This is a genomic window from Halomonas sp. YLB-10 (assembly GCF_003856855.1).
GTDB lineage: Bacteria > Pseudomonadota > Gammaproteobacteria > Pseudomonadales > Halomonadaceae > Halomonas > Halomonas litopenaei.
In genome coordinates, this window is record NZ_RRCU01000014.1 from 1 (window position 1) to 20,760 (window position 20,760).

Genomic DNA, 20,760 nt, shown 5'->3' on the forward strand with positions numbered 1-20,760 from the left:
TTCGAGGCGCCTCCAGTACGCTTAACTCACTCATCGTAGGTGTCCACTAAGCAATAGGTGGACACCTACCGTCATCGAAGTCGGAGCTCAACGGAAGGTGTGTTCACCGGCCGGATACGCTCGACGGTGCAACGAGCCGTGGGGATCGCTTCTCAATGCAATTGGCGCCAGACCTTGCGGATGCCATAGACACAGAAGTTCTCGTCCCAGACGCGCTGGATCTCGGCGCTCAACCAGCGATCACGCTGGATGCGGGGTGGCGCGCGATCAGGCTGGGCGTCACGGGCTTTGTGCTCGTAGTAGGTCGACGGGGCGATCGGCAGGACACGGCAGATCGGCTCGACCCCGTACGACTCCCGGTGATCATCGATGAACTCGATCATTACTTGCCGCGGCGGTCGAGCTCCGCCTGGGCAAAATACGCAGAGGCCTTGCGCAGGATCTCGTTGGCCTGCTTCAACTCGCGGTTCTCACGCTCCAACACCTTGATCCACTCGCGTTCAGTAGTGGTCGCGCCTTCCCGACGTCCTGTATCACGTTCAGCCTGACGGACCCAGCTACGCAGCGTCTCCGGTGTACAGCCGATCTTGGGAACAATGGCACCGATGGCGGCCCACTGAGAGGGGTAATCGGCTTCATGGTCGAAGACCATGCGGACGGCCCGTTGACGGACCTCAGGGGCATATCGCTTGGAAGTGTTCATGGCTCCATCCTCTCAAGGTTTGGAGCCTCCGGGAATCCCGGTACGGTTCACCTGGATCAGCGACATGGCAGCCTGCTCGAACAACATGGTGAAGTCGCTGCTGGGCCGTGCCCAAGGCACCTCGATACCCTTGACGCCATGCGCGGGACGCGCGCATGCAGGTAGCAGTGATGCTGGAAGAAGTTCAGATGCCGCCAGGTCTTGTCGTCGAAGTCATGGGCCGGGCAGGCCTTGCCGCACTCCGGGCAGGGGCAGAGGCTGCCCCGCTCGGCCTCGACATAGAGGTCCAGGCGGAGGGCTGACACGGAGGTATCCAGATGCCGGGCCTTGAGAACCCAGGGCGCATCAAGCCCCAGGCCGAGAGTCAGAATCTGGGGACCGTCTATGTAGAACCTCCTTTACATGTGGAGGTCATATCCTGGCACAGCTCAGGGGATCGAATTCCACACCCAGCGACGAAGAGCCTAAAGAAAGGGCTGCGGGCGGGTTAGGACGACTCAGCTAGACTTATAATCGGTGATCGTCCATCTCACCAGCCGGTTCACTAGTGGCCTGACTGCCAGCACCCCGACAAACGCCACCGGCATGGCGCGGACATAGGCCCTGGCCACTGTCGTCAGGTACTCAGGCCCCATGCCCTCCGTCACCGCCGTGATCACCAGACACATTATCAGTGCCATCAAGGCGGACATATAGAAGGCAAAAACCAGGGGGGCATAACGTGGTGGCAATCCCCGCCGGGTTTTGGATGGAGGCGAGTCCTGCGACGAAGTATGCTGGCACATATAACGATTCCTTCTCTAGAACTGGAGAACCTACTTACCCTTGTTTCCTACCACAACACTACCTTTGATTTGAGGACACCACCCTGGATTGCCAGCCATAGCGGCCAAGGATGTCGTCGCTAACCGGTCTTGGAGCGTAGCTCTTCCCTCCGCTGTCAGGCGACATCGAAAACAGCCCCCCAGGCGACACGGAGAATTGTCCACCTCCGTGATCTCACCAGGAGTGTGCACTCATGCAGCAACTTGGATACAAGGTTCTCCACACTCAGTTGCGTGTGGAAGCGATGCAGAGCCCAGAGGGTGTCGCGGCCATGCTGCGCCTGAAGACCAGGAATAGACTACGAGCCCTGGGGCAATCCACAGCCACTGCAAGCTAAAGGCACTGGGATCCGGTTCCAGGAAGGTTATGAAGCCTTTCCAAAACAGGAGACCTGGCGGTAGCTTCCATGCCACGCGGCGTCCGGAAGCTGACATTTTGGCAAATATCAGCTTATCTGGAACTACCGTTGTTTCTCTATCATGGCTGTCCCACAGAACTACCACTTTCACGACGACCTGCCAAAAGCCAAAAAAGACCCCATTTCAGGAATTTGCACTACCCCAAGCACACGACCGCTTGGGGGCAACGCGCCCAGCGACATGTGAATGATTCGATTCCCACGCTGCGCCGGATGCTACATTGAGATATCAAGAAAACCTTATACAAAGCTTATCGATGCATGACCGCCCTTCTGGAGCCGATTCACCGTCACGCGACTAAAGTCGCAGTCTCGTGCCTTGCATTCCCTTTGAGAAAATACTTAGATATAAAAGCATATTCGCACCACCACCACAACAACAGGGAGATCCCCGTGACGACCACTGACGAAGCAATGCCCATGACCGACCTCGAGGTCTCCGCGCTGGATGCCATCGCCGACGGAATCTACCGTCTCGAATTCACTCACCCGGAGGGCGACGAACTCCCTGAGTTCACGCCCGGCGCCCACCTCCACGTGGAGGTGCCGAATGGCCAGGTACGGCGCTACTCCCTGTGCAACGACCCCGAAGAACGCGATCGCTACGTGATCGCGGTCAAACGTGAGGAGGCGGGCACCGGGGGCTCGAAGAGCCTGGTGGATGACACCCGCGTGGGGGATCGCCTGCAGGTGTCGGCCCCCGTCAACGACTTCGAGCTGAAAGGCAACCCGGCACGCTACGTGTTCATCGCCGGCGGTATCGGCATCACCCCGATCCTGTCGATGATCCACCACCTGCGCACCACCGGCGGCAAGCCGTTCAAGCTCTACTATCTGACCCGAGAGCCGGAGCAGACCGCCTTCCTCGAGGAGCTCAGCGGTCCCGAATTCCGCGGCAAGGTTGTGATCCACCATGACCACGGCGACCCGGACGACTCCTTCGATCTCTGGCCGGTGCTGGAACAATCCAAGGGCGCTCACATCTACTGCTGTGGCCCGCGAGGCCTGATGGAGGCGGTGCGTGACATGACCGGCCACTGGTCATCCTCCAGCGTCCACTTCGAAGACTTCGGCGCCCAGAAGCATGCCTCGGCAGAAAACGACACGCCGTTCACCGTGCGTCTACACAAGACCGGCGAAGCGATCCCGGTACCGGCTGGCGTGTCGATCCTCGAGGCATTACGGGTCAACGGCCACCATGTGCCCTACTCCTGCGAAAGCGGCACCTGCGGCTCCTGTCGTTCGACGCTGATCGAGGGCAAAGCGGACCATCGCGATCTCGTGCTGTCCGAGGCCGAGCGAGTCGACCACATCATGGTCTGCGTCTCGCGTGCCTGTTCGAAGGAACTGGTGATCGACCTGCCGGAGTGAGCCGGCCCTGCTCCCGGAGGACGCACCATGTCAGAATCCCCCTTGAGACTCGGCATCGCGGGGCTGGGCCGCGGCTTCATGCTGTTGCTGCCCACCCTCGCGGCCCATCCCGGCATACGTTTAGTGGCGGCAGCCGACCCGCGCGAAGAAGCGCGTCAGCAATTCACCGCCGATTTCTCCGCTAATGCCTATGCCGAGGTGGCCGAGCTATGTGCCGATCCCGAGGTGGAGGCGGTGTATATCGCCACACCCCACCAGTATCACCGTGAGCACGTTGAACTGGCCGCACGACACGGCAAACATGTGCTGGTCGAAAAGCCCATGGCACTTTCCCTCGCGGACTGCCAGGCGATGATCGATGCCATGTCCCATGCCGGACGCTGGCTGATCGTCGGCCACAGCCATAGCTTCGATGTGCCCTATCTGCACACCCGGAAACTGATCGACAGCCAGGCGTTCGGCGGGGTGCGCATGATCAGTGCCCTGAACTTCACCGACTTCCTCTATCGCCCGCGTCGCCCCGAGGAGCTGGACACGGCGCAAGGCGGCGGCGTGGTGTTCAGCCAGGCCGCCCACCAGGTCGATATCGTGCGCCTACTCGGCGGTGGTCGCGTCGCGAGCGTGCGCGCCGCCACCGGTCGTTGGGACGCGGCCCGCCCCACCGAAGGGGCCTATAGTGCCTTGCTGACCTTCGACGATGGCGTCTTCGCCAACATGACCTATAGCGGATACGCCCATTTCGATAGCGACGAACTCTGTGGTTGGACGGGAGAGCTGGGACAGCCCCGCGATCCGCGACGCTACGGCCAGGCCCGCGCCGCCCTGGCAGGGCTTCGCGGTGCCGAAGAGGAAGCTCGGCTCAAAAACGCCCGCACCTACGGTGCCGGCCTGTCGTTGTCCACCAGCAGCCTGGCAGGCATCTCCCATAATCACTTCGGCTTCGTGGTGGTGTCCTGTGACGGTGCCGACCTGCGTCCCACGCCTCAGGGCGTGGAGGTCTATGCCAACGATCGACATTACCTTGAGCCCCTCCCCGCGCCGACGATACCGCGACGAGAGGTCCTCGACGAACTGATCGTTGCCGTCCGTCACGACCGCCCACCTATTCACTCCGGTGCCTGGGGCATGGCCACCATGGAAGTGTGTCTGGCCATGCTCGACTCCGCCACCACGGAGAAGGATGTTGCGCTGTCCCATCAGGTAAGTCTGCCCTAGATCGGTCGGTTATAATTGGATCTTCGTTCAGGGCGAATGAAAGGATATCACCATGACACGCAGCAACACTCCGGAAACTCACTCGATCCTGCGTCACTGGCGGGAAGATGTGCCGGACGACCGCCTGGCCCACCTGGTGCGGGACGCCGGGCGCGTCCTGACCAAGAGCCTCCAGTTACGACTGGCCGAGCACTCGGTCAGCTTCGGCCATTGGTCGTTCCTGCGCATCCTGTGGGTCAGCGAAGGACTGACGCAGCGGGAACTCAGCGAACAGGCCGGGCTGATGGAGCCGACTACCTTCACCGCCCTGAAAGCCATGGAGGCCAACGGCCTGATCGAACGGCGGCATTTGAACGGCAACCGCAAGAACATCCACATCTACTTGACGCAGAAGGGGCGCGACCTGAAGGAGACCTTGGTGCCCCGGGCCGAAGAGGTCAACGACATCGCCGTACAAGGCGTCGATGACGACGACCTACGGGCGACTCGGCGCACCTTGCTCACGATCATCCGCAACCTGGCCGACGCCAACGAATGACCGGACGGGCTGGTTGCCTGACAACGATCCCAAGACAGGACAGGCGATGACTTACCACGATTCAACACCGGCGGTTCAAGACAAGCAGGCACTCCTTGACGACTTGGTGGATGCCAACCACATCCTTTTCGACGAGGGTGTGCTCGATGCCTTCGGCCATGTCAGCATCCGCCACCCGGACGATCCCGAACGCTTTCTTCTGGCCCGCAACATGGCGCCGGGCCTGGTTACCCGCGACGACATCCTGACCTTCGAGCTCGATGGTACGCCCGTCGATGCCGAGGGGCGGAAGGTGTACCTCGAGCGCTTCATTCATGGCGAGATCTATCGACTCCGTCCCGATGTAATGGCAGTGGTACACAGCCATTCCCCTTCGGTGGTGCCCTTCAGTGCCGTCAAGTCGACCCCCTTGCGCCCGATGTGCCACATGAGCGGCTTCCTGGGAGACGGCGCACCAATCTTCGAGATCCGCGATGTGGCCGGTACGGCCACAGACCTGCTGATCCGTGATCGCGCCCTCGGTGCCTCCCTGGCCGACTCCCTAGGGGAGAACAACGTCGTGCTCATGCGCGGTCACGGCGCCACCGTGACGGCGGCCACGCTCAAGCAAGCAGTCTATCGGGCCATCTATGTCGAAGTGAATGCGCGCCTGCAGGCCGATGCCCTGCGCCTCGGCCCCGTCGAATACCTCACCGCCGGCGAGGCCAGGTCAGCGATGGAGACCACCGAGGGCCAGGTGGAGAGGCCCTGGCAGTTATGGAAACAGCGTGCGCGTCAGGCGCGCGCCACAAGCACAAGCTGAGATGGCGACCGGTGCCCGTGACACCGGTCGTTTCCTTGTGCGCCAGACTAACGCTATTGCCGAGGGTGGTGTCTCGGAGTTACTGTGTGGTGGGAGCCCCTTACGGACTTGGTATCGGGATCCGTTAGTTAAATAGTAAGGCTCTCACTGCCAAACTAGTTAGAATCTAAAAGAAGCTGAAGATCTCCCATTTTATTTCTGCACAACAAACCAAAAGAAACAGGTGCTTACATGGCAGTGCATGTTTTTTCTGGAGTCAGGCTCTATGAATAAAAAAAGCACTCACATCCCAAACTTGAGCATTGGAGAAATTTCTCGACGCAGTGGTTTGCCGGTATCCACAATTCATTATTATGAGTCTAAGGGCCTGATTAACTGCAGCCGTTCTGCTAGCAATCATCGGCGTTACTCCTCTGATGTTTTACGCTACCTAGCCGTCATAAAAGTTGCACAGCGTACTGGCATATCTCTCGTGGAGGTATACGAAGCACTTGGTCCCTATAAGCCTGGAAAAAGGCTGACTGCAAAAGATTGGAGAGCGATTGCCGCTCAATGGCGGAATGACCTTGATGAAAGAATCAAGAACCTGCAGCGCTTGCGCGATGAGCTAGATAGCTGCATTGGCTGTGGCTGCTTGTCTCTAAAAGAGTGCCCGCTAAGAAATCCGGGCGATAACCTCAGCACTGAAGGCCCTGGAGCCAGGATACTTGAAAGGGAAGCTTAACAAATCCACTCACAACCGATAATCAAGTAAACACTACACCCCGCCGGAGTCGCCTCATCGCCCCAGAAAGGATATTTGATCTCCCTATTAGTACTACAGCCGTACCTGTGAATCCAGGAATGACTGTACTGTACCTCACTTTTCCCTAGCGCTTTTTGGGGGATGCGCGATGCAGACGCCAGACACCGTCATCGTCGATTACGTCGATGACCTCGTCGAGCGACTTGAACCGCTGTTTCCCCGTTCGAAAACCCGAGCATGTGCCATGGGGTACATCAACGGGTTGCGCGGCTCCTGTAAGCGCAAGAATAGCTAGCAACTGGCGGAATGGTTGAGCGATGTCTCCCCTGATGGGGTCCAATATCAGCTGAATCGCGCCTGTACGTGCCCCAATCCTGGATCGAAGGCCGTGAGCGCTGTCAGCGTGCCGGCATTCCCGATGAGGTTACGTTTGCCAGCAAACTGGAACTGGCCCGCCGCATGCTGGAGCGCGCCTTGGGTCATGGCGTTTAGGCCGCCTGGGTAACCGCTGGCAGTGGGTATGGCAGCAACCGGAACCTAAGTTTCTTGCTCGAGCAGTGGAAGCAACCCTTTGTTCTGGAGGTGGCGTGCAAGGCCCCCCATGGTGGAAAAGTTTCCGCACGACCCGAGTCGATGACATCGCGTGCGCTCTACCGGAGCAGGACTGGCACCTCCTGTCGGCCGGTACCGGCAGCAAGGGCGAACGCTGGTACGAGTGGGCATTGGCGCCGCTGATGCGCCTCCATCTCAAGTTACGTAAGGATGGCCTGATAGACCTAAACACCTGGATGATTGACTCAACGGCCGTTCGCGCCACCAGCGCCGCCTCCGGCGGTGGCGAAAAGGGGCACGAACGAACCAGTAGATTATGCGCTGGGCCGTAGCCAGGACGACTTGACCACCAAAATCCATCTTGTCTGCGATCGCCATGGCTTGCCACTGACCTTCACACTCCCCCACTGTCAGGCTAGTTGGACCGAAGAGGTTGGAAGGACAGGTCCGACCGGCCCCTGATGCTGCACCCATCGGAGAGAATAAGTAAACCATGGCATTCGAACCTCTTGCCCTGACCAGGCCCTGATGAATACGGCATTTTCCCATCTTGAGGCGTGCTCATTTCCAAGCCTTGACCTCAAGCTAGGTTGAGGTTTTACAGTATTCGACAGCTCATGCTTTTGGGAGCTATACAGTAAAAACCGATCTTTAAGTTTATATTAGCGAAAGGAGTTAACTATGGCATTCGAGCTTCCCGCTCTGCCGTACGAGAAAAACGCGCTGGAGCCGCACATCTCCACCGAAACCTTGGAGTATCACTACGGCAAGCACCACCAGGCGTATATCAACAAGCTCAACGAGCTGACCGACGGGACCGACGACGCCAACAAGTCGCTGGAAGAAATTGTCAAGTCCTCCTCCGGGGGCCTGTTCAACCAAGCGGCTCAGGTCTGGAACCACACCTTCTACTGGCACTGCCTGTCGCCCAACGGTGGCGGCGAGCCGAAAGGTGCCCTGGCCGCAGCCATCAACGCCAAGTTTGGCTCCTTCGACAAGTTCAAGGAGACCTTCAATGCTCAGGCCGCCGGTAACTTCGGTTCCGGATGGACCTGGTTGATCAAAACCGATGACGGCGGCGTTGACATCGTCAACACCAGTAATGCCGACACCCCCATCGCCCACGGCCAGATACCGCTGTTGACCATCGATGTTTGGGAGCACGCCTACTACATCGACTATCGCAACGCCCGTCCCACGTACCTTGAAAACGTCTGGAACATCCTCAACTGGGATTTCGTGGCCCAGAACTTCGGCTGATTACCCGACAGCGCACCACTGCCCCGATAATCGGAACAACGAGGCCTCTCCGGCGGGGCCTCGTCTTGTTGGATGTGCCAAGCATGGCGTGTGGTGCCTTGCTTAATCAAGAGCCGCTCACACTGAACGCCCTGGCGAAAATCTGTCGATGCATGACCATTCAGCGGCTTGCCCACCGTCAGGCTGCAAGGACGGTGCGGCAGTAGAGCAGGTTCTTATAGCTAATTCGAATAAGAATCACCATATTCATATTAAGGGCACCAGCTACCTTGACGGACACCGGGACTAAACATCAAAACCTTTCCGTCGGTTACAAACCCCGATGAATAAAGCATATTCACACCTTGAAGCGATTCATTTCCAAGCCTTGACCTCAAGCTAGGTTGAGGTATTACTGTATACAACAACTCATCCTTTTGTGAGCCATACTGAAAAGAACCGATCCTTGAGTTAATATTAGCAATGGAGGAAATTATGGAAATGCATAGAATAGCCTTGGTAAGCGGAGCAAACCGTGGTTTAGGGTTGTCTATAACAAAAGGGCTAGCCAAAGAAGGAGTTCATGTTTTGGCTGGTTGTTGTGATTTAGGAAATGGAAAAGAAGCATTTTATGATTGTAAAAGTGAATTGATAGAGCCGGTTCAGCTGGATGTCAAGAATGAGAGGAGTGTTATAGAACTTAGAGAGCTTATTGAAAAAAAATTTGGGCGATTGGATGCTCTTATAAACAATGCCGAGTTTTCCATGGACAACGATAGCGAGATGGGCATATGGGAAAAATATCAATACACTTTTGATGTAAACGTTTTGGGCGCAGCGCTTCTAGTAGAGAAAATGACTCCCTTGCTTATCAAGTCTAGCTGCGCGAGAATTGTAAACATTTCATCTATATTGGCCTCTTTCACTTTAAGAAGCGATCCCTCGTGGGAGTTCTACAACCTCAACTTTCCATTTTATCAAGCTTCGAAAGCAGCCTTAAATTCCCTTACTTTGAGCCAGTCGAAATCTTTGTCAAATCACGGCATAAAAGTTAATTCTTATTGCCCTGAATTTACCGCCACTTCAACCACTTCTCACCAGGAAAGGAATGCTGATAAAAGTGCAAGATATGCAATAAAACTTGCTTTAATTGATGAGCAAGGTCCAACAGGGTTCTTCGCTAATAACGAGGGAAATATCCCATGGTAGTTTATTGAGCAACCGGACTGCTCCTAAACTTGTGGACAATAGAAAAAGACAGTGACTTCAAATACCCACTATCACCAGCCTAGGAATAACTGTGCTTCTCTCTTTTACAGCAGACCATAACAAATGACTGGCGAGTGGCTTTCGCTTTTAGAATGTATTTTTCCCGGCTAGGTCACGATTCAAGAAGACCACTCATCATGGATGAAACGATATCTCCCTGGCCCCCTACTGCAAGAGGACCGTCAACGTCCAACCGAGCGGCCGCACTATGGCCAGCGACCCAGAGCCGGAAACCCTTGGGGCTAAGCCTGGATGCATTTCGGGCGTGGGAATCAGTGAGAAGTAGGCGAGGAGCGTGGTGGAATGCTGGGACCTCGCCCATGAATCAATCCCCGCCGAGGAAATGATTCAATTAACGAGGCCTGATCGCGGCATTGTAAACGGCAAGATAGCTTACTCGTTGGTTATGAACTGCTATATATCGAATGGAACAGACGGCGTGTAAGAGGACGAGGGAAAGCCCTCCTTCCTACTCGATTTCACGCTCCTCGAGCTGATCGCGCCGACGCTGACGCCGGCCGCCCTCTTACCTCCCCCATGCTTCAACCGTCTCCCAGGGTCGGCCTGGCACTATTGCCTCAGCGAAAGGCGCATCGAGAGATCGATCGCCGCCACGTCCTTGGTCAGGGTCCCCAATGAAATGAAATCGACCCCGGCGGCAGCGATATCGCTCAGGGTGGCTTCCGTGACGCCTCCCGAGGCCTCGAGCTTGGACCGACCAGCGGTCCGCGACACGGCCTCACGCATGTCCTCGAGGCTGAAATTATCCAGCATGATCATGTCGGGGAGCCCCTCGAGCGTCTGCCGGAGTTCGTCGAGGGTTTCCACTTCCACTTCGATGGGCTTGCCGGGAGCTAGGCGTCGCGCCGCCTCGATCGCCGGGGCGATGCCGCCGCAGGCGGCGATGTGGTTCTCCTTGATCAGGTAGGCGTCATACAGTCCCATCCGGTGGCTGTGGCAGCCTCCACAGGCGACCGCATACTTCTGTGCCAGGCGCAGCCCCGGTAGGGTCTTGCGCGTGTCCAGCAACCTCACCGCGGTGCCTTCGACCAGGTCGGCATAGTGCCGGCTGCGAGTAGCGGTGCCCGAGAGCAACTGGAGGAAGTTGAGCGCGCTGCGTTCTCCGCTGAGCAGCGAGCGGGCGTTGCCCGTCAGACGGCAGAGCATCTGGCCGGGCTCGACTCGGTCACCATCGGCCACGTGCCACTTGATCCGTACGGCCGGATCAAGCTGACGGAAGACCTCATCGACCCAGGCGACGCCGCACAGGGTAGCGCCTTCCTTGGCCGTGATGCGGGCTTCTCCCTGACAGTTCGGTGCGACCAGTTGCGCAGTGATATCGCCGTTGCCGACATCTTCCTCCAGTGCCATTGTGACATTACGGGTAATCGCCTCGCTGAGTGCTTGGCTGTCGATTCGATACATGTTCGTGCCTTTGGTCTTCATGGTTCGAGTGGCGTCACCAGCGGCAGCGACCCCGGCACCGCAAGACGCGATACCGGGGCCAACCTGCCCTGCTCTTCGGCAGGGGTGACGCGGTTTGTGGGTTAGCGGCCGGTTGGCGACACCGTCATGCCGGTTCCTTGTGCCCATGCAGCCGCAGGTGCGGGGTGGCGATGATCGCCAGGGTGCCCACCAGCATGGCCGCGACCACGGCCCACCAACTGGGAGTGATAAAGAGCAGCCCTGCCAGACCGAAGCCAAGCCTCGGGAGTCTAGCCAGGCGCTGACGCCAGAAGCCCTCCACGGCGATACTCAACAGCAGCACCCCCACTACCGCCGTGACACAGGAGACGGTGATCGCCTCCCAGCTGCCGACCATCAGCAGGCCCTCGCCGTAAACGAACGCGAACGGCACGATGAAGGCGGTGATAGCCAGCCTGACAGCGCCAACGGCGATCTTCAGCGGGCTAGCATCGGCGATGGCCGAAGCCGCGAATGCCGCGACCGCCACCGGCGGGGTCATTGCCGAGAGCACGGCGAAGTAGAGGATAAACATATTGGTCTGCAGTACGCTGAAGTCCATCGAGAGCAGCGTAGGCCCCACGAGTACGGCGGCGAGGATGAAGGCCGACGGTGTAGGCATGCCCATTCCTAGGATGATTGCCAATACGGCGGAGATGACCAGCGCCAGGAAGGCGCTGTCCCCGGCCATCAAGTAGACCAGGTCGGCGAACTTGCCGCCCAGACCGGTCATGGAGATGCCGCCGATCACCAACCCGGCCGCGGCGCAGGCCGCTACCACCGATACCATGCGTAGCGTTGTTACAGCCAAGGCATCCCAGATCGCTCGGGGACCCATGCGGGTCGAAGGATGCACCATCGCCACCATCAGTACCACCGCTGTAGCGATGGCCGCCACGAAGGTCGGTGAATAACCCATCAGCAGTGCGCCTGACAGTGCCACCAGGGGCACAATGAACAGGCCGCCGTTCTTGAGGGTCTTCTTCAGCGGGGGAGTTTCCTCCTTGGACAGGCCACGCAGGCCCAGCTTCTGGGAGCGCAGGTGCACCTGGGCGTAGACGCATAGGTAATACAGCAGGGCAGGAACGATGCCGGCGATGGCGATATCCCGGTATTCGATGCCGGTGTATTCCGCCATGATGAACGCTGCCGAGCCCATCACCGGCGGCAAGAGGCTGCCCCCGGCGGAAGCCGCCACCTCGACGCTGCCGGACAGCGGCTTGCTGTAGCCCAGACGCTGCATGATGGGGATGGTGACGGACCCCGTCGTGACCACATCGGAAGTCGGGCTACCCGACATGGTGCCGTACAGGCCGGATGAGATCACGGCGATCTTCGCCGGTCCACCGGTGCGACGCCCGGCGAGCGACGACGACAAGTTGTAGAAGAACTCGGCACCGCCCGCCTTGGACAGGAAGGTCCCGAACATCACGAACAGGAAGGCATAGGTCGCGGCGACACGCAGCGGCACGCCGAACAAGCCATCCGAGGTGAACATCATGATATCCAGGAAGTGGTTATAGCTGACTTCCCGAAATCCGAGCGCCCCCGGCAGGCCATGCCCCCACAGGTTGTAGACCACGAACACCAGGACCACGCTGGTCAGGCCGAAGCCCACGGTTCGCCGCGTCGCCTCGATGGTCAGCGCCAGCAGCACGCTGGCCGCGACCAGGTCCGGCGTTTCCAGCGGGAACAGCAGCGTGATGCGTTCGGCGATTCGCTGACTTTCCAGCAAGAAATACACACCTACGGCGATGCTGGCCAGCACCAGGCACCAGTCGATCAGACCTGGACGGTCCTCGCGTCCCCGAGGGCCGGGGCTGACGTTTATGAACAGCAGGGCCAGCATGGCAGACAGGAACACCACCATCATGACGTAGAGATCGACGTACACGATCGTCGTGGTGTAGATGACCGCCAGTGCCACCAGGGCAGCGCATCCATGCACTGCCATGCCCAGCATGCCTGTCAACTGTCGCTTGGAGCCGGTCCCCGTCAGGATCGAAAGGAACTGATTCATCGATACCTCCTCGGCATTGATGCCGACTCACTCGATTAACGAAGGCCCGCTTCTTTCAGGTAGCGTGCGGCGCCGTCGTGATAGGGGGTGACTTCCACGGAGGCCATGATCTCGGGCGACAGGGTCTTCATGGCAGGATGCACGCCGGCGATCTTCTCGTAGTTTTCGTAGATGGCCTTGGTCAGATCATAGGCCTGCTGTTCGTCCATATCGCTGCGCACTGCCAGGGTGGCGCTGATCGAGACCGTGGGGACGTCATTGGGGGCCCACTCATAGGCGCCACCAGGGATGACGAAGGGCGTGGTGCCCGTACTCGCGGTGACCGCCTGTACGATCTCCTCGGGCAGCGGCAACAGGGTAAGATCGACGCTTGTCCCGGCCTGCATGAGCGAGCTATGACCGACGAACAGGCTGTTGAGGATCATGTCGGCACGACGGTCCTGGATCAGGTTCGCCTGCTCGCCGGAGGCTGCGTAGATGATGTCGCCGCCCCAACGCTTGACCTCCTCGGGACTCGCCCCAATGGTTTCGAGCATGGTCTCGGCCACGCTGGAGGCGATATTCCCCCGCTTGTTGATGGCAATGGTGATAGGTGGCTTGACCTCGCCAATGTCAGCGAAGCTATCGATGTCGTACTCTTCGGCAAACGCTTCTCGCATGACCGGCTGCATTGGCGCCCAGGTATAGAGGTTGGCGAGCACGCGGATATCGTCGGTCGGTTCACGGAATGGTGCCTCACCCTCTCGAGCCCGCTGCAGAACAGCATCCTCGATGATGGCGAGACTGGCGTCATTGCGTTGGAGGACGGCCACGTTGGCGAGTCCACCACCGGAGGTTTGATAGGTGACGGTCGAACCGGGGAACTCGGCCTTCATGGCGCTATCCAGGCCGGCACCGAGCAGCGACCAGAGTCCACCCGGCGAGGCGCCGGCGACCGTCAGGTTATAGCTCTGAGCAGCGGCGACGTTCATCATCAGGCCGGGGAGGACAAGGGCCGCAGTCATCAGGGTTTTCTTGATGGATAATTTCATTATTTCACCTTGTAGTCTGAAGTCGTCATTGATTGTTATCAGACGTTCTATTGTCGTTATCAGGCATCGGTCTTCCCGTGCCGAGGTCGATCAGATCTTGAAGCTCTCCAGAGTGGCGGGATGGAAGAGTTCCTCGGGCTCCAGCAGCCGCCGAGACAATCCCTCTGTGTGATGTTGCCGGAGAAAGCGCTCCAGGGTCTTGCGGTTGGGGGCGAAACCATAGGACCAGAAGTCATCCCCCATGAGCTGGCGCGCGGCCCGCAGCTGATCCTCGACGAATGGCAGGGTCACTTTGGTGGCCGAGGTGTCGCTGAGTTTTGCTAAAGCACGTGCCTTTGACTGCTCGAAGGCCTTGTAGACCGAGAACGGCAACCAGGGGTGTCGTTCGACGAGTGTCTTGCGGATACCCAACAGGTGCATGATTGGAAAGAGTCCGGTGCGGCGGTACCAATCCGATGCCGCTTGCTGCGGGTCAGCGTAGAGATAACCCACGTGAGGATGCCCCTGCTCGAAACAGGAAGGTGCGCGTGGCCCCATCACCGCATCCAGTTCGCCTGCGGCCAGCATGCCGGAGAGGGTTTCCCCTTCGGGTATGTTCTCCACGCGCACCCCATCGGGCAGATCAAGGTTGATCTTCTCGACCCGGCCAGGCTCCTCGTAGCCGCCGCGCATCCAGGTCACATCACTTGGCTTGAGGCCGTGGTCCTCTTCGAGAAACAACCGTGCCCACACGTTGGCGGTCAATTGATACTCGGGCACGCCGATGCGCTTGCCGCGCAGATCGGCGGGCGTTTCGATACCGCGATCGGTACGCACATAGATCGAGGTATGTCGGAAGGCGCGCGAGGGGAACACTGGCACTCCGATATAGGGGCAATTCTCCGCCGCCGTCTTCACCGTATAGCTGCTCAGTGACAGCTCGGTGATGTCGAAGTCGGCATGCCGGAAGGCTCGAAAGAAGATTTCCTCCGGATCATGCAGCATGAACACCGGGTTCACGCCATCGATCTGTACCTCGCCGTCGATCAGGGGGCGCATGCGGTCATAATTACCCACCGCAATGGAAAGTTCGAGCTTGTTCATCAGGGTTCCTGTGTTGTGATCAGAGAGTCGCCATGCTGGGAGGCGAGCACGCCTCCCACGCGAGTTATGGCCGTACCGCTGAGCGGGTGTCATGAACTCATTCTTCTACGTAATACTCTGCCTCTTCCGGGGCCGTGCCCAGCTCACGCCAGTCGGTTTCCTTAGTCACAACGCCCTGGAAGGATTTAAGCTTGTAATGCGGAATGCGTGGCTCTTCGGCACCGATGGCTGTCCCACCCTGTTGCATGGTCTTGGCCGCCTGGAGCATCTGGCGACGGAACTCGACGATCGCCAGGTCGCTCGCGCCCAGTCGGTCATGGGTGCGATCGGCGATCGGCCCCATGGTTTCCCACATGGCGATGTCCTGGTTGGGGATCCCCTTAATGCCGGTAAAGCTCGTGCCCAGCTGCATTATCCGCCGATCCTGCCAGTAGTTGTTCTCGCGGGTGCGGAACTTACGGAAGCTCTTATCGACATCGAGACCGATCTGCGTACCCAGGAACTTGCGCCAGGACTCCGTATCCGGCGTGGTGGCGGGGTCGCCCCAGGCGATGAAATGAAAGGCGGTGTGGGTGTCGTCGATCGGCACGTGCAGAATGGCGATGTCGTATTGGTTGTTCGGTGGAATCTGCACGGTATAAGGGGCGATGAACAACGTGGTACGCACGTAGTCGTGCGTCTTGGCATCCTTGATCGGCCGACGAATCGCCGCGTAGCGGAAGCCGAAGCGCGTCTTCTGGACCTGTAGGCGTGGCGCCTTGTCCGTGGAGGGACGCAGCCACAGCGTATCCGTGGCTTCGGCGCCAGTGGTCCGCGCTGGCACCATGTCGGTGGAGTGCAGGCTGGACGAGTGCGCCGAGTCGATGGCCCCTTCGAGGATCTGGGCCCAATTGCAGTCGATGATGACCTTGGAGATGGACACCTTGGTATCGGGTGTCGGCTGGAACACCGGGGCCGTGAACTCCGGCTGCTCGTCGGGAGGGCCCATATAGACCCAGACAAAACCCGCCGCCTCATGGGTAGGATAGGCCTTGTGCTTGACCTTCTCGGTCATCTTCGACTCCGGCGGCTCGGATGACATCTCGAGCACGTTACCGTCGACGTCCATCTTCCAGCCGTGATAGAGGCAGCGCAGCCCACATTCCTCATTACGGCCCAACACCAGCGACGCCCGGCGGTGGGGACACATCTCGTCCAGCACACCCACTCGGCCGTCGGTATCGCGGAAGGCAACCAGGTCTTCGCCCAGCAGCCTCACCCGCACCGGATCCCCGTCCGGTTCCAAGATTTCTTCAGAGAGGCAGGCAGGAAGCCAGTGACGACGCATGATCTCCCCCATCGGGGCCTCGCCTTCGACACGGCACAGCAGTTCATTATCTTCCGGGGTCAACATAGCTCACGGTCTCCTTCTTGTTGGGAGGGTCCCAGGTCACCATTGGGTGGCGACGCATTTACTTAGATACCTAACTTACAGACCTAAGATAACGCCTCCCGTGAAGGAGTCAAACCTACTAAAGTCGCACAAAGGATTTCCTCTCGCGGCCCCTAGTGGGCGACGATGTCGCATAAGAACCTGCCTGGCAATGAGAATTTATGCCTTTAATTCAGATAGATAGAAAGAACACCCAGTGGCCTTCATCATGTCGGATAAGTGGTTACCGAGGGCAGAACATGGCACGCATGTCGGCCAAAAATTAGACTATCGTCTAATTTAAAAGAGAAAATTAATTCTAAAAAAGCAATATAAAGGCACCGCAGGCTTGCCTAACCATTGTTGCCAGCGCGACAGAGGGACGGATAAAGCAACGCGTGAAGGGGATAGCTACCTGTACTGATCGCTCATACATGTCATCAATACCACTGATGCCGTACCGCTATGCAGGCTTCGTGTACTTGCAGCAGGCTCTGGCCTGATTGCGGCCGACTTCGTAACCACCTTGGCGACAGTCAGACATGGCATGCTACGGTAGGTGTACAAGTTCACAGAGATGGAGCCCAACCGGCACCGCCCCACAGTGCAATTGGGATGATCAACCCCCGAGTCCGTCGGGCCCAACTGATCTCCTGGTTGGTGCAGACGATTATTGGCAAGATCGGGGCCACCACTTTTCAGCGAAGCGGAATCAATCAAGGATGGCGCCGACGCCTTCTGCATCAATCGCAGAATACACCACTTCTTTGAGCGGCCTGGTCAGTAGCGCGCTACTCCCAAAGGTGGTAAGTTCCGTCTCCGCTGACGACCTCAAGCAGCTACTCGTGTCATCTTTCAGTCGGAGATATTTACCCGCATGGTATCTGTATCGACTCAAGCACTTGAGCAGGCGGGATAGCGTGAAAGGGGCATGCGCTAGCTAGCCCACTATCGTCAAACTGGGTGGAACACTGCAGGCCAGCTGCCACATGGATCCTGGCGCAGCGTCACAGCCTGAACTCTTTAGGGGTCCAGATAGCTGTCAGCTCGGTTGATATTGCTGCACCTTGCATTACTGGGTCCTTTCTTGTAGAGCATAGTCGTCAAAGAGCTCTGGCGAAAAACGTTAGCAGTGATGGGGAGTGGACTTAACTCGAAGATGCTTACAAACATCCCCAGAAGCTATTTACCACTTGCAACCTTTTGCGAATTAGCGACTGCAAAGCGATGTCTACATCCATTTAAACCTTCACACCCTAAGCAGCATCAGCATAATGTCCGCATTGATACAGCAATCAAATCGTACAACTAAAGGAAAGCTTTTCCATGTTCAGCGGGACCACGCTATCTGTAACATATTCACTTCTATCCTCCCTTATGTTTGCCTTAACTTTTGTATTGGTTAAAGCAGGAACTAAGAACACATCTTCCACTGCAGCTTTATGGTTGACCTTAAGCATAAACACTCTTGTATTAGGGTTTTGGGGATTATTGAGGATCGACTTCCATGGATTTCAAATTTTGGACTGGTGGCACTTCATCCTCGCGGGAATATTCGCTCCTCTTCTAGGACGATTTTTCCAATTCTTAGGAATGGCAAAATTAGGTGCAAACATCACAACCCCGCTAACCCTAACGCACCCACTTATTTCAATAATGCTAGCACTATTATTTATGGGTGAAGAAACAACCCTCCTAGGTCTGGCAGGAGCCTTCCTTGTACTTACTGGTAGCATTATAATTGGTTTGCAAAGCTCCTCTGTTTCTAGCAGCGTGGCAAGCACGAGGATAGTAAACATATCTCTTATTTACCCGTTAGCCGCATCAGTCTCGTATGGATCCTCTATTGCACTTAGGAAAGCAGGCGTTACTTCGGACACTGATCCAATCATCGCAGCAGCGATAACAACTATTACTTCCTGGCTCATTGCCTCACTATTCATACTCCCAAAAAACAAAAACATATTTAGGGCTTGCGACCGAAAAGATTTAAACATATTGACAATTGCTGGGATTCTTTCCAGCTTTGGGCCAATCCTCCTCATTCTAGCTTTAAAAAGTGGAAACTTAGTGATCGTAGCCCCCCTAGCAGCCACAACACCATTATTCTCCCTTTTAATCTCATACTTACTCATTCGAAAAGATGAATTTTTTAACCTTTGGATAGTTTTTGGAACTTTTAGCAGCTTTGTTGGGATATGCTTAAGCACCATTTACGGCATAGCTCAATAGTGAGAAACTTTGTGGTGAGGAAATGGCCAATCACCTCCTCACCACAATCAGAAAGCAATATAATAATACCCCACCATCCATTTTTTAATAATGATTTTGGCAGTGTAACCCCCTCTGACTTTTCACACCTTTCCCGGCTAGTGCCGGAGGAGCTTAAATAGCTATATAACCGAGAGCCAGATATCGACATCCTGGATTATAGAACCATTTCAAGAAGTCAATAACGACCCAAGATTTTCCAGATACTCGAAGCCACAAAGCAAATCCCACTTCTACTTCAAGGAGCGCAAGAAACGCTCAACAAGGCCATTTTATAGGGCGGCGGCCATGCAGTCGCCTGCGCACCTCCAGTTCATCAATTCAGATTGTTCTATTTTTATCAGTGTTCTTTCATCGGTACAGTTTCAAGGCCGTGTGATAGCGCGTACTTTTTTGGTGGGTGTGGCCACCAGGCTGGCTCGTCGCTTGTCCTTCAGTCGGTAACTCTCGCCTTTGATGTTCAGCGTGGTGGAATGGTGGAGCAGCCGGTCTAGGATCGCGGTGGCGATGACTTGGTCACCGAAGATCTCGCCCCAGTCCATGAACGACTTGTTCGAGGTCACGATGGTACTGGCTCGCTCGTAGCGCCGATTGATCAGCCGGAAGAACAGGCTGGCTTCCTCTCGCGTCATCGGCAGGTAGCCGATCTCGTCCAGGACCTGCACCTTCGGGTAGGTCAGCTGCTGAAGTTGCCGGTCGAGACGGTTCTCCTGCCGTGCTCGCACCAGGGTGCTGAGCAGCCGGTCCAGGGTCATGAACAGCACGCGGTGACCGGCTTCGGCGGCTTTCACGGCTAATGCCACGGCGAGGTGGGTCTTTCCCACGCCCGGTGGGCCGAGCAGAACGACGTTTTCGCTACGCTCGACTGTCGGGTCCCGTGTGATTGACTACCCACTTGGTGAATAACTCCGGCCGCTTGGCCTGCCATTCCTTCATCGCTGCAATCGGTGATTGATGATGCAGCGCCTTCTGAGGGATGTGGTGATTGTACAGCCAAGCGTAGCGTTTGAGCGTCTGCTCCAGATCTCGCCTGAGGTATAGCGCCGGGTCGCTCCGGTTTCATGACCGGTGATATTAGGCGTTATATCAGTATGTTATGAACATCTGCTTCGGGCCGAAAGCTGCCCTGCCTGCCACTTTTTTGGAAGGCAGGACATAAGCTGGTTAGTCTTCTGTCCTCACCAACCAGCCCTCGACTGTTTCCGCACCGTGCTCATCCTTCCATGCCTTCAGCGTTTTCTGGTTTCCGCCACGGGTTTCGACGACTTCACCGGTGTTGGGGTTCTTATAGATCTTCAGCTTGCGCTTGGCGCGACCTGAGCCAGTGTTGCCGCTAGAGCTTTTGCTGGTGCTCTGGGTTGGATCCAGCAGCTTGATGACCTCGGCGGCGGACTTGTCGAATTCGCGCATCAGATTCTCGAGATGGTTCTTGAAGTCCAGCTCGGTCTTGAGGCGCTCATCGTTCTCCATCTTCTTCAGCTCTTCCTGAAGCTGCTTGAGCTGCTGTTCTTTCTGAAGATAGGTATTGAGAAATGACATGGGCTGACTCCTCTGGTTACGTTGGCGTCGATTATGGGGGCAACTATCACGTAGTTCAATCAGTAGAGGATTGACAATGTTGTAGAGGTATCTCCGTTGTCATCTTCTGGTTGCCCTTGGCAGATAGTTCTGGCTGACTTAACCCCGCCTCATTCATCAGAGTGCCGAATGAGGGTCTTGAGTCCATCGATTGCCAGCACCGACCCACTTCACCGTTATGTGGTCGCCGGATAGCCGGGTGATCTATAACCCGATCAGGTTTTT

17 protein-coding genes, 4 pseudogenes and 1 other annotated feature are annotated in these 20,760 nt (G+C 57.1%); of the genes and pseudogenes, 10 read left to right on the forward strand and 11 right to left on the reverse strand.

What is annotated here, in order from left to right; translation table 11 throughout:
* Positions 1-155: 155 nt before the first annotated feature.
* The 3 genes and pseudogenes from EBB56_RS21510 to EBB56_RS21520 form a co-directional block, all read right to left on the reverse strand.
* A pseudogene (locus tag EBB56_RS21510) lies at positions 156-703 on the reverse strand (transposase); the annotation flags it as partial.
* Positions 309-425, reverse strand: a sequence feature (AL1L pseudoknot). Its footprint overlaps the pseudogene before it by 117 nt.
* Positions 704-759: 56 nt before the next feature.
* Positions 760-1,008, reverse strand: a complete 249-nt coding sequence (locus EBB56_RS22445; RefSeq protein WP_185696494.1) for a transposase family protein — start codon at positions 1,006-1,008, stop codon at positions 760-762.
* Positions 1,009-1,200: 192 nt separating this feature from the next.
* Positions 1,201-1,488 carry a DUF2798 domain-containing protein gene (locus EBB56_RS21520; RefSeq protein ID WP_124805296.1) on the reverse strand — a complete coding sequence of 96 codons (288 nt, stop codon included), beginning with the start codon at positions 1,486-1,488 and terminating at the stop codon, positions 1,201-1,203.
* 851 nt (positions 1,489-2,339) lie between these two features.
* Between EBB56_RS21520 and EBB56_RS21525 the strand changes: the two genes are divergently transcribed.
* The 9 genes and pseudogenes from EBB56_RS21525 (at position 2,340) to EBB56_RS21565 (ending at position 9,617) form a co-directional block, all read left to right on the forward strand.
* Complete coding sequence (locus tag EBB56_RS21525; protein ID WP_221621223.1) at positions 2,340-3,317, forward strand: PDR/VanB family oxidoreductase; 978 nt, start codon at positions 2,340-2,342, stop codon at positions 3,315-3,317.
* A 27-nt stretch (positions 3,318-3,344) separates the two neighbouring features.
* Positions 3,345-4,532, forward strand: coding sequence for a Gfo/Idh/MocA family protein (locus EBB56_RS21530; protein WP_124805297.1), 1,188 nt, complete (start codon positions 3,345-3,347; stop codon positions 4,530-4,532).
* Positions 4,533-4,584: 52 nt separating this feature from the next.
* A complete protein-coding gene (locus tag EBB56_RS21535) occupies positions 4,585-5,070 on the forward strand; it encodes a MarR family winged helix-turn-helix transcriptional regulator (protein ID WP_124805298.1) in 486 nt (161 codons plus the stop codon).
* Positions 5,071-5,116: 46 nt separating this feature from the next.
* On the forward strand, positions 5,117-5,872 hold the full coding sequence (locus EBB56_RS21540) for a class II aldolase/adducin family protein (protein WP_124805299.1): 756 nt from the start codon (positions 5,117-5,119) through the stop codon (positions 5,870-5,872).
* Between the two features lie 265 nt (positions 5,873-6,137).
* On the forward strand, positions 6,138-6,596 hold the full coding sequence (soxR, locus tag EBB56_RS21545; protein ID WP_124805300.1) for a redox-sensitive transcriptional activator SoxR: 459 nt from the start codon (positions 6,138-6,140) through the stop codon (positions 6,594-6,596).
* A gap of 384 nt (positions 6,597-6,980) precedes the next feature.
* Positions 6,981-7,109, forward strand: coding sequence for a transposase (locus EBB56_RS21550; RefSeq protein ID WP_185696495.1), 129 nt, complete (start codon positions 6,981-6,983; stop codon positions 7,107-7,109).
* 239 nt (positions 7,110-7,348) lie between these two features.
* A pseudogene (locus EBB56_RS22245) lies at positions 7,349-7,589 on the forward strand (IS5/IS1182 family transposase); the annotation flags it as partial.
* Positions 7,590-7,850: 261 nt separating this feature from the next.
* Positions 7,851-8,429, forward strand: coding sequence for a superoxide dismutase (locus EBB56_RS21560; RefSeq protein WP_124805303.1), 579 nt, complete (start codon positions 7,851-7,853; stop codon positions 8,427-8,429).
* Positions 8,430-8,903: 474 nt separating this feature from the next.
* Positions 8,904-9,617: an SDR family NAD(P)-dependent oxidoreductase gene (locus tag EBB56_RS21565; RefSeq protein ID WP_124805304.1), complete on the forward strand. Its 714-nt coding sequence runs from the start codon at positions 8,904-8,906 to the stop codon at positions 9,615-9,617.
* Between the two features lie 630 nt (positions 9,618-10,247).
* Here EBB56_RS21565 and nadC read toward each other — a convergent pair.
* The 5 genes from nadC to EBB56_RS21590 form a co-directional block, all read right to left on the reverse strand.
* Positions 10,248-11,102: a carboxylating nicotinate-nucleotide diphosphorylase gene (nadC, locus tag EBB56_RS21570; protein ID WP_124805305.1), complete on the reverse strand. Its 855-nt coding sequence runs from the start codon at positions 11,100-11,102 to the stop codon at positions 10,248-10,250.
* Positions 11,103-11,247: 145 nt separating this feature from the next.
* Complete coding sequence (locus EBB56_RS21575; protein WP_124805306.1) at positions 11,248-13,161, reverse strand: TRAP transporter fused permease subunit; 1,914 nt, start codon at positions 13,159-13,161, stop codon at positions 11,248-11,250.
* Between the two features lie 35 nt (positions 13,162-13,196).
* Entirely contained in the window at positions 13,197-14,165 is a 969-nt protein-coding gene (locus tag EBB56_RS21580) for a TAXI family TRAP transporter solute-binding subunit (protein WP_260425409.1), read from the reverse strand.
* Positions 14,166-14,282: 117 nt separating this feature from the next.
* Positions 14,283-15,275: an ABC transporter substrate-binding protein gene (locus EBB56_RS21585; protein WP_124805308.1), complete on the reverse strand. Its 993-nt coding sequence runs from the start codon at positions 15,273-15,275 to the stop codon at positions 14,283-14,285.
* A 97-nt stretch (positions 15,276-15,372) separates the two neighbouring features.
* Complete coding sequence (locus EBB56_RS21590; protein ID WP_124805309.1) at positions 15,373-16,668, reverse strand: Rieske 2Fe-2S domain-containing protein; 1,296 nt, start codon at positions 16,666-16,668, stop codon at positions 15,373-15,375.
* Positions 16,669-18,012: 1,344 nt separating this feature from the next.
* On the opposite strand from EBB56_RS21590, the gene EBB56_RS21595 reads away from it, so the two are divergent.
* On the forward strand, positions 18,013-18,918 hold the full coding sequence (locus tag EBB56_RS21595) for a DMT family transporter (RefSeq protein WP_124805310.1): 906 nt from the start codon (positions 18,013-18,015) through the stop codon (positions 18,916-18,918).
* A gap of 404 nt (positions 18,919-19,322) precedes the next feature.
* Here EBB56_RS21595 and istB read toward each other — a convergent pair.
* From istB to EBB56_RS21610, 3 genes and pseudogenes are all read right to left on the reverse strand, one after another.
* Positions 19,323-19,823: pseudogene (gene istB, locus EBB56_RS21600) on the reverse strand (IS21-like element helper ATPase IstB); the annotation flags it as partial.
* Positions 19,813-19,983: pseudogene (locus EBB56_RS22250) on the reverse strand (IS481 family transposase); the annotation flags it as partial. The pseudogenes EBB56_RS22250 and istB, both read right to left, overlap by 11 nt.
* Positions 19,984-20,121: 138 nt before the next feature.
* Positions 20,122-20,496: a histone-like nucleoid-structuring protein, MvaT/MvaU family gene (locus EBB56_RS21610; RefSeq protein ID WP_124805311.1), complete on the reverse strand. Its 375-nt coding sequence runs from the start codon at positions 20,494-20,496 to the stop codon at positions 20,122-20,124.
* Positions 20,497-20,760 lie beyond the last annotated feature (264 nt).